The sequence below is a fragment of the Flavobacterium plantiphilum genome, from assembly GCF_046000495.1.
GTDB classification, from domain to species: Bacteria; Bacteroidota; Bacteroidia; order Flavobacteriales; family Flavobacteriaceae; genus Flavobacterium; species Flavobacterium plantiphilum.
In genome coordinates this window covers 310072-324058 of the sequence record NZ_JBELQA010000001.1, presented here as the reverse complement: position 1 = coordinate 324058, position 13987 = coordinate 310072, and the positions used below count along the sequence as shown (strand labels likewise).

The window sequence follows — 13987 nt, the reverse complement described above, 5'->3', positions numbered from 1 at the left end:
TATATTGACTATAAACCCGGTTGTTTTTTTTAAACAGCCAAATCTGTAAACAACATCTAAAAACGAAAAAAGCACAGTATCTACTGTGCTTTTTGTATTTGTATTATTCTGTAATCAGATAAATTCCATCTTCCTTAATTTCAATGAGTTTTTCTTTGTACAAAGCTCCAATCGCTTTTTTAAAAGTCTTTTTACTCATTTTAAGTACTGTTTTAATATCTTCCGGATGCGAATTATCATTTAATCGTAAAAAGCCCCGACTCGCTCTTAATTCGTCTAAAATTTTATCGGCATTCGGTTCAATACTTTCATATCCCTGTTTTTGCAGCGAAACATCGATTTTATTGTCAGGACGAATATTTTTAATAAAACCTCGCATTCTGTCACCGGTACGAATACTGTCATCATAAACCTCATCTTTATACAAAAGACCTTTATGTTTTTCATTTATAATTACATTGATTCCAATTTCGGTAATATGTGAAACAATCAGTTCTACTTCCTCTCCTTTTTCAACCGTAAGTGATTCGTTATTAAGAAACTGATTCGTCTTACTTGAAGCAACTAATCGGTTGGTTTTTTCGTCCATATAAAGATAAACTAAATAGCGTTTTCCTTTTTCCATCGGTCTGGCCTGTTCTTTAAACGGGACCAAAATATCTTTTTCCATTCCCCAATCCATAAAGGCACCTACCTGATTGATGTAATTCACACGTAAAAGCGCAAATTCGTTCAATAATATATAAGGTTCTAATGTGGTAGCCACAGGACGTTGTTCGTGATCTAAATACACAAAAACAATCAGTTCTTCTCCTATTTCAAATTCGTTAGGGACATATTTATTAGGCAGCAGTACATCGTGAATTCCTTCAGGATCTTTTTCGGGATTACCCAAAAACAAACCTACTTTAGTATCACGTAATATGGTTAAGCTATTGTATTTTCCTATTTCAAGCATTTTCTTCAATTTTCTAAGCCGCAAAGGTACTAAGAAATTATTACGCAAAGTTTCCCAAAGAGAGACAAAGTTGCGCAAAGTTATAATTAGCTTAAAATAACTTGAAATTTATAGTAACGTGAAGAAAAAATAAACCGCAGATTCACAAATTATATAATCTGTAAATCGGCGGTAAATTGTTATTAAATTTTATTTATATACTTTGCGAAAGCTTTGTAAACTTAGCGGTTAAATTATTTTATCACCAATGTCACATCATCTATTAAACACTGTGCATTAGCCGTTCCGTCAGCATAAAATCCGATAGTAATTTTTCCTTTTTTTACATTAATATCAGAGATACTAATACTTGTCCAGGAAGTATTCTCTTTTTCAATAGCAACTTTATAATCTACTCCACCAGTATTGGCAGACATCATAAGTTCCTTAAAACCATTGCTGTTTTTAACTCTCGCTGTTAAAGTATAAACACCATCTTTTAAAGCCACATAAGGAGAAGAACTTATTTGTTGTGTAATTTCTCTTGTAAAATCGACTGTATCGTTAATATTCAGACTTTTTTCGCCTATAACTTCTTTACGGTCCTCTTCAGTATTAAAATAATTCAGTTGTGGCGAAATTTCGCTTTTTACTGCAATCGGATTTCCCTTAATTACTACCGTTTTCCATCCTAATAATTGCTCCTGAACAGGCTTAACATCGCTGGGTATTTTATTTCTGTCTGCTTCAAAGCTGCCGTTTTTTACGTAATTATTATCTGCTGCTACATTCCAATTCCCGGTTTTTTCATCCAGATTCCACGAACTTAACGAATTAAAATAAGGCTTATGTCCATCAAAAGAAAGCGGTACCCATTGGTTGTATCCCAAACCATTCCCTGCAAAATCAGACCAGCGATCCCCACAATAAATGACTGTTTCTTTATCATTACGTTTTATGGTATAAAAAAATCCTGTTTGCGTTACATGCGCATAATCCTCAGCAGAACCTTCCATAATTTCCATTTCATTTGCCGGCAAATAAGGTCCTCTGATATCATCTGAAACTAAGTAATAGGCAAAAGAGGAATCCCATCCATAAATATTTGAAGCTGCCATATAGTATTTGTTTTTGTATTTAAACATACAATTTCCTTCTCTGCTCGCTCCCTTAAATATTTGTGTACAATCTAAAATAGTGACCTTTCCGTCTTTCACGCCTATTTCGGAAACGTAAATTTTATTACGCCCTTTTCCGTAAGAATAAATCAGATAAGATTTTCCATCCTCATCGGTAAAAACGGTTTGATCACCGGTATTTGATGTTCCAATTATGGGTTCCATATTTATTTTATGATGCCAGCTAAAATCTCCTGCAGGAGAATCAGCCAGAGTGACTAAAACCTGATTGCCGTGCTGCACAAACATAGCGTACTTATTGATTTCCTTAACATAAGCAACTCCTAAACGTCCTACCCAGGTTCTCCAGGATTGAGGAGTTTCAGAGGTATTAGTTAAAACATCTCTCTCAAAAGTCCAGTTTACTAAGTCCGTAGAACTATAACAGCTCACCGACTGAAAAGAACAATGATCGTATTTTTTTACAGGATTCTTTCTGTACTTCTCCGCCTCTTCATAATGCACGCCATACCAATAATATTTTTCAATTCCTGTTTGTGGATCTGGAAACCTGAAAATACCTCCACCCTGACTGTAAATAGGTCTCCCCTCTTGGGTATCCCAAAATACATCATTTTTAATATTTTTATTCTGTGCTGATATATCGACAGAACAAAATAAAAAGAAAATTCCAATACATAAAAGCTGATAATGTAATCTAATAGCAATACTCATTTATCGTAATTTAAAGGGTTAGAAAGGCTAAAATAAATTAGAAAAAACAAGAAATCATCCTGTACTGTACTGAAAATAAAACAATCTAATTTTTAACAGTATAAAAAACCTTTCTAACTACTGGAATTCCGCTACCGGTAATCCCTTCCAGAGCTACTTTTACTTTGGTTTCTACCTTTGTATTAAAATAATTTACAGTGGCATTTCCCGTTTTATCTGGATGTACATAAGGATTCCAATAAATAGTATTTCTAACTGCTGTAGTTTTATCCAGTTCCGGATTTGGTTTTTCAGGATCTGGAGAGTAAAAAACTCTTGCGGTATAAAAACCTTCTAATTCTTGTTTAATAGAATGAAGAGGATTTTTTTTAGGTTTATTCCCTCTATTTCCATTTGTAAATATCGAAATAACACCGCCTATTGTTAATTCATTTTCTAATACAAACAACTTTGCAATTTCTGCACCTCTTATCACATCAATTTTCACAACATCCTTAGGCAAGATCCAATCTAATTCACTAATTTCTAACATTTGATAACCATCTATCAATATTAATGGTGAAACATCTCTTGGTTCACCTGAAGAAAAATCCCTTTCTTCACCTAAAATAGTCACCGCTCTATCAACAACTTTAATACTTGGTACTTTTTCTAGAACATCATAAATAGTAGTTAATTTTTTTGTATTTACATCTGTTACAAAACTATAATCAGGAACTCCGTAAGGAACAATTACATTATTTTTATTTGGAGCTTTAACAACAACTTCTTTTAAAATATTCTCCGGTTTTACTCCAAAAGCTGTAAATTTATTCAATACATTTTCAGTAATCTGATTTGTTTCAGGCAAAAGAAATAGCTCTTTTTTTAATCTTACAGGAATTGGAGCACGTTCAATAGAATCTAAAACAATTTCCCCTCTGAATTTTCCTTTTTCATCTCTGGTATTTAGGTACATATTCGTTTTGCCGGCAAACATCAGGTTTTCAAATTGAAAACGTCCAATGGAATCAGTAATAGCGCTAAAAATATTTCGATTCTTCTTACCTGATAAAGCCAATGTCAAACTATTATTTACTAATGGTTTGTCAGCAAAAAGTTGCTTGACTTTTCCTGATATCGTAATTCCTTTTTCAACTTTAAACAAATTCTTTTCATCAGCCTGAGGCATTGTTTTCCATACAAAATCACGCCAACCTTGGGTTAGCAATAAATTATCCAAATGCTCTAATCGTTTGGGATTGGTTGCATCAAAATAATAAGCCGGTTGATGTATTTTTCCTCTAATGTCTGATTCCATCAGGAAATACGAAATTATATTTGATTCGAAATTATCGTTTTCAACTCCGTTCGTATCGGTTACACTCAATGAAAAGCTGGCTGATTTTCCTTCTCCGGATTTTGATTTAGAAGAAACAGAAATCGATGCTTTTTCTTCCGGTTGATATGTTGGTTTATCTGTTGAAAGTTCAACTTCTAAATCATGTTCTTTTTCAATGTAAATTAATCGCTCGCTTTGTGGCATATTATTGCTATCGTAAACTGTTATTTGACTAATGCCTTCCGGTGTTTTGTCTTTTGGTAATTCAAATGATAAACTCGTTTCGGTTAAGGTTTGTGTGGTTTCCAAATACGAAATTCCTTTTGCTTTGCAAACTACAGTAAGGAATGCATTCGAATTTTGTGCTAAAGTTATCTCGTTCGTTGTTATACTGATGATGTTTTTTCCTTTAATTGTTCTGAAACTGATTAAATAGCCTTGCTGAAGAACATTGGGAAGTCCTGTTTTCAGTTCTTCTCCGGATGGAGATTTAACCTTTGCATAATAGCTTTTTCCTTCCATAGGTACAAATTGCAATTTCCCCATACCATCGTGAACGCTTTCAAAAGCTGTTACTAATTCGTTATCCGAATCGTAAATTTCACCTTTAATATCTGTTGGTTTTCCGTTACTATCAACTGCCTTAAAACCAACAACGCGGGCTACATTCTCTAAAAGTGATCCGCCTTCAGGGAAGAATTCAACTTTAAAAGTATTTTGCTGAACAGTGCTTTTTTTAGTCGTATTCGTTTGTTTAACAGTATTTGTGGTTTTGGATTCGGCTTGTTCTTCAAAAACATCTATAATTTCAATGTCTTTTTTGAATACAAAGTCTTCTCCAAAATTCCGATTCCAGTTCGTATAAGCTCTTAATTGATATTTTCCTGATGTTACTCCAAGAGAATCCTGTAATTGAAAATCACCATGCCCCAGTCCCATTTCTAAATTGGTTTTGTTTCGGGCAATGATTTTAGCATCAGATGAAATTAATTCCACATATAGAATGTTACTATTGTCAAAAAGCAAGTTATTAGAGGCTTTAATACTGTAAGCTTTATACCACAAATCTTCACCTGCAAAATAAATTGATCGATCGGTATGGAGGTAGATTTTTTCAATATCAGGAATGGTTTTTTGTTGTTGAGCCTGCAAAAAACCGAATGATACTAACCCCAAAAAGAAACAGAATAAACTGCATTTTTTATTTTTAAGCATATAGAATCTAATTTATTGACTGTTTTTAATAGTATAAAAAGTCTTTCTAACTACAGGAATTCCGCTACCGGTAATTCCTTCCAGAGCTACTTTTACTTTGGTTTCTACCTTTGTATTAAAATAATTTACAGTGGCATTTCCCGTTTTATCTGGATGCACATAAGGATTCCAATAAATAGTATTTCTTACAGCTGCATTTTTATCTAATTCTTCATTGGTTTTTTCAGAATCCGGCATATAAAAAACACGTGCAGTATAAAAACATTCTAGTTCTTGTTTAATAGAATGAAGAGGATCTTTTTTAGGTTTATTTCCTCTATTTCCATTTGTAAAAATTGAAATAACGCCGCCTAAAGTTTCTGGATTTTCTAAAATAAATAATTGTGCAATTTCTCCACCTCTTACAACATCAATTTTTACAACATCATTGGGCGATATCCAGTCTAATTCATTAGTTTCTAACATTTGATAACCATCAATTAATATAAGTGGCGGAAGATTATGTTCTCCCAAAATCGTCACCCCTCTATCAACAACTTGAACACTAGGAACTTTATCTAAAACATCATAAATAGTAGTTAAGCTTTTTGTAGTTGCGTCTGCAACAAACCTGTAATCAGGAACTCCGTATGGAACAATAACATTATTTTTTTTTCTTCCTTTAACTTCCACTTCTTTCAAAACATTTTCTGGTTTTACTCCAAAAGCTGTAAATTTATTCAATACATTTTCAGTAATCTGATTTGTATCAGGCAAAAGAAATAGCTCTTTTTTTAATCTTACAGGAATTGGAGCACGTTCAATAGAATCTAAAACAATTTCCCCTCTGAATTTTCCTTTTTCATCTCTGGTATTTAGGTACATATTCGTTTTGCCGGCAAACATCAGGTTTTCAAATTGAAAACGTCCAATGGAATCAGTAATAGCGCTAAAAATATTTCGATTCTTCTTACCTGATAAAGCCAATGTCAAACTATTATTTACTAATGGTTTGTCAGCAAAAAGTTGCTTGACTTTTCCTGATATCGTAATTCCTTTTTCAACTTTAAACAAATTCTTTTCATCAGCCTGAGGCATTGTTTTCCATACAAAATCACGCCAACCTTGGGTTAGCAATAAATTATCCAAATGCTCTAATCGTTTGGGATTATTGGTATCAAAATAATACCCCGGATGATCTACTTTTCCTCTAATGTCAGATTCCATCAGGAAATAAGAACAGATGTTGGATTCAAAATTATCATTTTCAACGCCGTTCGTATCGGTGACACTCAATGAAAAACTAGCTGATTTTCCTTCTCCAGATCTGGAATTTGAACTTATGCTTAATGTTGCTTTCTCATTAGGTTGATACGTTGGTTTATCTGTTAAAAGTTCAACTTCTAAATCATGTTCCTTTTCAATGTAAATTAAGCGCTCACTTTGGGGTTTATTATTGCTATCGTAAACTGTTATTTGACTAATGCCTTCCGGTGTTTTGTCTTTTGGTAATTCAAAAGATAAACTCGTTTCGTTTAAAGTTTGTGTGGTTTCCAAATACGAGATTCCTTTTGCTTTGCAAACTACAGTAAGGAACGCATTAGGATTTTTTGCTAAAGTTATCTCGTTCGTTGTTATACTGATGATGTTTTTTCCTTTAATTGTTCTGAAACTGATTAAATAGCCTTGCTGAAGAACATTGGGAAGTCCTGTTTTCAGTTCTTCTCCGGATGGAGATTTAACCTTTGCATAATAGCTTTTTCCTTCCATAGGTACAAATTGCAATTTCCCCATACCATCGTGAACGCTTTCAAAAGCTGTTACTAATTCGTTATCCGAATCGTAAATTTCACCTTTAATACCTGTTGGTTTTCCGTTACTATCAACTGCCTTAAAACCAACAACGCTGGCTACATTCTCTAAAAGTGATCCGCCTTCAGGGAAGAATTCAACTTTATAAAAATTTTGCTTAGCGACTTCCCTATTCGATTTTTGAGTTTCCAAAACCGATTTTTGAGCAACTTTTGTATTTTCTTTCGACTCAAAAACATCTATAATTTCAATATCTTTTTTGAAAACAAAATCATCTCCAAAATTTCGATTCCAATTGGTATAAGCTCTTAATTGGTATTTTCCAGGTTTTACATCAAGAGAATCCTGTAACTGAAAATCACCGTGACCTAAACCCATTTCTAAATTGGTTTTATTTCGGGCAATGATTTTAGCATCAGCCGAAATTAATTCTACATATAGAATATTACTGTTATAAAAAAGTAAATTATTCGTAGCCCGAACATTATACGCTTTATACCATAAATCCTCACCTATAAAATAAGTTAATCGATCGGTATGAAGATAGATTTTTTCAATATCATAACTATTTTGAATATTTTGTGCCTGAACCCAAAAAGGAAGAAAAAAAATACTCCCTAAAAATCCTAAAACATATTTTTTATTAATGATAAAATCTTTTTGCATAAACAGTATTTTAAAAGTTGAATTCATTTATTTTTAACAACATCATTTACATCAATAAAATTTCTTTCCTCCTCAGATAATAATATAGCGTTTGAATTTGTAACAATATCTTTAGGAAGATTTTGATATATCGGTTTTGACAAATTGATAAGACCTGCATTCTTAACTTTTTCTATTTGAGTATTTTTTAGGACATATAAATTGTTTTTGATATTTCCATTATGTTTTACATCATTGTAGGTGATATTAAAATCGGCGCTGACTTCAAATGAGTTTACTGTCCATTTGTTATTTTTATTTTTTTGAAAATTTAATATTGAACTAGAACTAATAGTCTCATACGAGAATTCTTTATTAGCTCTTATAGTATAACTTTTAGTAACTCTATTTTTATTTTCGACTTCATTTGTAAATGAAATGATTGCTTTAGTCTCTTTATCGAATATAATTTTCCCTTTACTTCTAAAAGAATAAGTATACCTCTTTTTCCAGTCTGATGTAAAGGAAACTAGTATTTCATTTGCAGAAGAATTTTCAATAATAAAATTAAGTTTAGGATTGATTTTTATGAAATTAATTAGAAAAATATTCAAATAGACATTGTTAATTAGATTTTTTGTGTCAATAAAACCACTATTTGAAGGTATATTTTCTTTAGGAATATCTGTAAAAATATCCATAGGGTTATTGATATTAAAATCTATTGAACCTAAACGTAACTTTAAGTCTCTTAACTGTCTGTAGTTATAGCTTCTACTCCACCAATTGACTTTAGTTACTATCAATCGCTTGAGATTATTATCAATAGATAATGTTTCTTTAAAATTACATTCTTTTTCAAAAGGCTGATTTTCATATAAATTTTCATAGTTTTCAAGTACATACTTTAGTGCTTTGGTTATATTAAAAGAACTCACAATGACCTCATCCAGAATAACTGATTTTGGAGTTAAATAAAGAGTGTTTAAATTTTGTAATTCTTTAGAATTAATTATTTTTTCCTGATAAGCTATATGTGAAATTCTTAAATCATATTCCCGAATATTTATTGTTGCTTTTCCATCAGAATTAGTAAAAGTACCTTCCTGAATTTCCGGATAATAAATATTTACGGTTTCAACAGGCAATTTAGTTGCACTGTCTAATATCAAAATTTCTCTGTTTTGAGAATAGGAAATGATACTGTTTAATAGCAGAATAATCCTAAAGCAATTTTTTATTTTTCTCATTCTTTCTATTTTCTTAAAATGACCGTCAGAACTTATTTTTTAATCGAATAATACGTTGTTTTCACCACAGGAATTCCATGAGCAGTAATTCCTTCCAATGCCACTTTTACTTTAGTTTCAACATTGGTATTGTAATAATCAACACTTGTTTCACCTGTCCCATCGGGATGGACAAAAGGATTCCAATAAATCGTATTTCTAACTGCTGAATTTTTATTCAACATGGGATTTGGTTTTTCCGGATCTGGGGAGTAAAAAATACGGGCTGTAGAAAAACCTTCTATTTCTTGTTTTACAGCATAAACGGGGACTTTTTTAGGTTTATCGTTCCAATTTCTATTTATAAAAATTGAAATAATAGGTACGCCTAGTTCTCTTACTACCTCAATTTTTACAATTTCATTAGGTAAAATATAATCTAAGTCATAATTATAAACGCCAAAACCATTTACCAATATACTTGGAACATCCTTTTCACCAACAACGCGTAAATCCCTATCAAATCTATCCTTAACCCAAATACCAGGAACTATCTCCAATACATCCCAAATAGAAACTAATGTTTTTGTTACTATATCAGGGGTGTAAGTACTAAAAGGATTCTTGTAATACACTGGTTGCCAATACTTATTCTTAGATTTAACTACAACTTCATTCAAAACATTCTCCGGTTTTACTCCAAAAGCTGTAAATTTATTCAATACATTTTCAGTAATCTGCTTTGTTTCAGGCAAAAGAAATAGCTCTTTTTTTAATCTTACAGGAATTGGAGCCCGTTCAATCGAATCCAAAACCATTTCACCTCTGAATTTCCCTTTTTCATTTACACTATTCAAATACATATTCGTTTTATCAAAAAACATCAAATTCTTAAATTCGAATCGACCCATTGAATCCGTAATTGCGCTAAGAAAAATGCTATTCTTTTTATTCATTAAAGCCAAAGTCAGATTGTTATTTATCAATGGTTTATCAGAAAAAACCTCCTTCACTCTACCTGAAATGGTGATTCCTTTTTCTGGTTTGAACAAATTCTTTTCATTAACTTTTGGAGTAGTTTTCCATACAAAATCCCGCCAGCCTTGGGTCAACAGTAAATTATCTAAATGGTCTAATCGTTTTGGATTATTATTGTCAAAATAATAACCCGGATGATGTATTTTTCCTCTAATGTCAGATTCCATCAGAAAATAAGAACAGATGTTGGATTCAAAATTATCTTCTTCAACTCCGTTTGTATCGGTGACACTCAATGAAAAGCTGGCTGATTTTGGCGTGCCATCTTTTGATACAGTAGAAACATAAACTATAGTTTTTTCATTAGGTCCGTAAGTATTACTATCTGTCAAAAGCTGAACGTCTAAATCATGTTCTTTTTCAATATAAATCAAGCGCTCACTTTGGGGTTTATTAGTATTGTCGAATAATGTAATCTGGCTGATGCCGTTAGGTGTTTTGTCTTTTGGTAATTCAAAAGATAAACTCGTTTCGGTTAACGTTTGTGTGGTTTCTAAATATGGAATTCCTTTAGCTTTACAAACTACAGTAAGGAACGCATTAGAATTTTGAGATAAAGTTATCTCGTTCGTTGTTATACTGATGATGTTTTTTCCTTTAATTGTTCTGAAACTGATTAAATACCCTTGCTGAAAAACATTTGGTAATTCTGTTTTCAATTCTTCCCCGGATAGTGTTTTAATTTTTGCATAATAGGTTTTGCCTTCCATCGGTACCATTTGGAATTTTCCCATTCCATCATGTACACTTTCAAAAGCTGTTACTAATTCATTATTGGAATCCAATAATTCACCTTTAATTTCAATTGGTTTTCCGTTACTATCAACTGCCTTAAAACCAACAACGCTGGCTACATTCTCTAAAAGTGAACCACCTTCGGGGAAAAAATCAACTTTAAAATTACTTTGGGTTTTCTTTCTTATATTTTTAGTCTGATTCTCTGAAATAGTATGTTTTGACTGTGATTGGGAATGCTCTTCAAAGACATCTATAATTTCAATGTCTTTTTTGAAAACAAACTCTTCTCCAAAATTCCGGTTCCAATTCGTATAAGCTCTAAGTTGATAAATCCCCGGTTTTACTCCAACAGAATCTACTAATTGAAAATCACCGTGACCTAAACCCATTTCTAAATTGGTTTTATTTCGGGCAATCATTTTTGAATCATCCGAAATTAATTCGACATATAAAATGTTACTGTTATCAAAAAGCAAGTTATTAGAAGCTCTTACATTATAAGCTTTGTACCATAAATCTTCGCCAACAAAATAAGTGGATCGATCGGTATGAAGATAGATTTTTTCAATATCAGGAATTGTTTTTTTGTCCTGTGCATTAAAAGAAACAATTGATAATAAAAACAATAAGAAGCAAAGTGTTTTTTTATTTTGAATCATATAATTCTATCTTACTGATTATTTTTAATCTGATAATACATCTTTTTAACCACAGGAATTCCGCTACCAGTAATCCCTTCCAGAGCTACTTTTACTTTTGTTTCTACTTTAGTATTAAAATAATTCACAGTCGTATTACCTGTTTTATCAGGATGTACATAAGGATTCCAATAAATAGTATTTCTTATAGCTGCATTTTTATCTAATTCTGGATTTGGTTTTTCAGGATCTGGCGAATAAAAAACTCTTGCGGTGTAAAAGCCTTCTAGTTCTTTCTTAACAGCATATACAGGAACTATTTTTTTACGTTGACCATCTTTTGCACTTGTAAAAATAGAAACAAGAGTATAACTACCGTATAGTGCCGCTATATGCCATCCACTTATAACTTCTATTCTAAGAGCTTCATCAGGGGAAACTGAAAGCAATTGATCTCCACTTACCGCCTGAAAACCATCTATTAATATTGCAAAAGGTAATTTAGATGCATCTTTTGCAACAATACTGTCATAATTAACAGAAACAACGCCTCTTAATTCTTGTTCCAGATAATCAATAAAATTATAAAACTTATTGGCTTCTATTTTATTTACCTTAAAAGTATAATCAGGAACTCCATAAAATGGGTTTATTTTGTTTTTATTAGCCTTCACTTCAACTTCTTTCAACATATTCTCCGGTTTTATTCCAAAAGCAATATATTTTTTAGATACATTTTTAACAACCGAATGAGTTGTTTCAGGCAAAAGAATGATTTTCTTTTTTAACCTAACAAACATTGGAGCACGTTCAATGGAATCTAAAACGATTTCCCCTCGGAATTTTCCTTTTTCATTTACATTATTTAAGTACATACTTGCTTTATCAGAAAACATAAGGTTTTCAAATTGAAAACGACCTACAGAATCTGTAATTTCATTAAAAATTCCATGATTCTTTTTACTCATTAAAGCCAAAGTCAAATTATTATTCACTAATGGTTTATCAGAAAACACCTGCTTAACTCTTCCTGAAATGGTGATTCCTTTTTCTACTTTAAAACTGTTAGTTTCGTCAGATCTTTGTATGTTTTTCCATACAAAATCACGCCAGCCTTGGGTCAACAATAAATTGTCTAAATGTTCTAATCGTTTAGGATTGGTTGCATCAAAATAATAACCCGGATGATGTATTTTTCCTCTAATGTCTGATTCCATCAGAAAATAAGAACTTAAATTCGATTCAAAATTATCGTTTTCAACTCCATTCGTATCTGTCACACTCAACGAAAAACTGGCTGATTTTCCTTCTCCGGATTTTGATTTAGAAGAAACAGAAATCGATGCTTTTTCTTCCGGTTGATATGTTGGTTTATCTGTTGAAAGTTCTACTTCTAAATCATGTTCTTTTTCAATGTAAATTAATCGCTCGCTTTGTGGCTTATTATTGCTATCGTAAACTGTTATTTGACTAATGCCTTCCGGTGTTTTGTCTTTTGGTAATTCAAAAGATAAACTCGTTTCGTTTAAAGTTTGTGTGGTTTCCAAATACGAGATTCCTTTTGCTTTGCAAACTACAGTAAGGAACGCATTAGGATTTTTTGCTAAAGTTATCTCGTTCGTTGTTATACTGATGATGTTTTTTCCTTTAATTGTTCTGAAATTAAGTAAATAACCTTGTTTAAGAACGTTAGGAAACTCTTGGCGAAGTTCTGATCCTGTGGAAGTTTTAAGTTTTACATAATAGGTTTTGCCTTCCATCGGTACCATTTGGAATTTCCCCATACCATCGTGAACGCTTTCAAAAGTGGTAACCAATTCGTTATTGGAATCCAATAATTCTCCTTTAATTTCAATTGGTTTTCCGTTCCTGTCAACTGCTTTAAAACCGACCACACTGGCGACATTCTCTAAAAGTGAACCTCCTTCGGGAAAGAATTCAACTTTATAAGCATTTTGTTTGGCGACTTCCCTATTCGATTTTTGAGTTTCCAAAACCGATTTTTGAGCCACTTTTGTATTTTCTTTCGACTCAAAAACATCTATAATTTCAATATCTTTTTTAAACACAAAGTCTTCTCCAAAATTCCGATTCCAATTGGTATAAGCTCTTAATTGATACTTTCCGGATTTTACGCCCAGAGAATCCTGCAATTGAAAATCACCGTGACCTAAACCCATTTCTAAATTGGTTTTATTTCGGGCAATGATTTTAGCTTCAGATGAAATTAATTCTACATATAAAATGTTGCTGTTATCAAAAAGTAAGTTATTTGAAGCTCGAACATTATACGCTTTATACCATAAATCCTCACCTATAAAATAAGTAGAACGATCGGTATGAAGATAGATTTTTTCAATATCCTGAGTTGTTTTCTGCTCTTGTGCCTTCAAAAAAACGGAGGCTAAACCCAATAATAAAACACTAAAAACACCGCTTTTTCTACTTCTCACAAAAGCATTGACCATAAGGTTTATGAATTAAAATCACACAATTAAAACACCTAAATTTCCTAATAAATTATCTTACAATTATTAAGCCAATTATTATAATTTAAATATTAACTTTAAACAAAAATCACT

General features: G+C 31.9%; 7 protein-coding genes. All 7 read right to left on the bottom strand.

Annotated features, from left to right (window positions below; genetic code table 11):
• Positions 1–103 precede the first annotated feature (103 nt).
• Positions 104–958 (bottom strand): CvfB family protein, encoded by an 855-nt coding sequence (locus tag ABS764_RS01310; protein WP_408079173.1) that lies wholly within the window; start codon positions 956–958, stop codon positions 104–106.
• Between the two features lie 233 nt (positions 959–1191).
• Positions 1192–2790 (bottom strand): family 43 glycosylhydrolase, encoded by a 1599-nt coding sequence (locus tag ABS764_RS01305; protein WP_408079171.1) that lies wholly within the window; start codon positions 2788–2790, stop codon positions 1192–1194.
• A gap of 85 nt (positions 2791–2875) precedes the next feature.
• A complete protein-coding gene (locus tag ABS764_RS01300) occupies positions 2876–5326 on the bottom strand; it encodes a hypothetical protein (RefSeq protein WP_408079169.1) in 2451 nt (816 codons plus the stop codon).
• A 12-nt stretch (positions 5327–5338) separates the two neighbouring features.
• Positions 5339–7783 carry a hypothetical protein gene (locus tag ABS764_RS01295; RefSeq protein WP_408079167.1) on the bottom strand — a complete coding sequence of 815 codons (2445 nt, stop codon included), beginning with the start codon at positions 7781–7783 and terminating at the stop codon, positions 5339–5341.
• A 23-nt stretch (positions 7784–7806) separates the two neighbouring features.
• Positions 7807–9012 carry a carboxypeptidase-like regulatory domain-containing protein gene (locus ABS764_RS01290; RefSeq protein WP_408079165.1) on the bottom strand — a complete coding sequence of 402 codons (1206 nt, stop codon included), beginning with the start codon at positions 9010–9012 and terminating at the stop codon, positions 7807–7809.
• A 32-nt stretch (positions 9013–9044) separates the two neighbouring features.
• Positions 9045–11426, bottom strand: a complete 2382-nt coding sequence (locus tag ABS764_RS01285) for a Plug domain-containing protein (protein ID WP_408079163.1) — start codon at positions 11424–11426, stop codon at positions 9045–9047.
• A gap of 11 nt (positions 11427–11437) precedes the next feature.
• Positions 11438–13873 (bottom strand): hypothetical protein, encoded by a 2436-nt coding sequence (locus ABS764_RS01280; RefSeq protein WP_408079161.1) that lies wholly within the window; start codon positions 13871–13873, stop codon positions 11438–11440.
• Positions 13874–13987 lie beyond the last annotated feature (114 nt).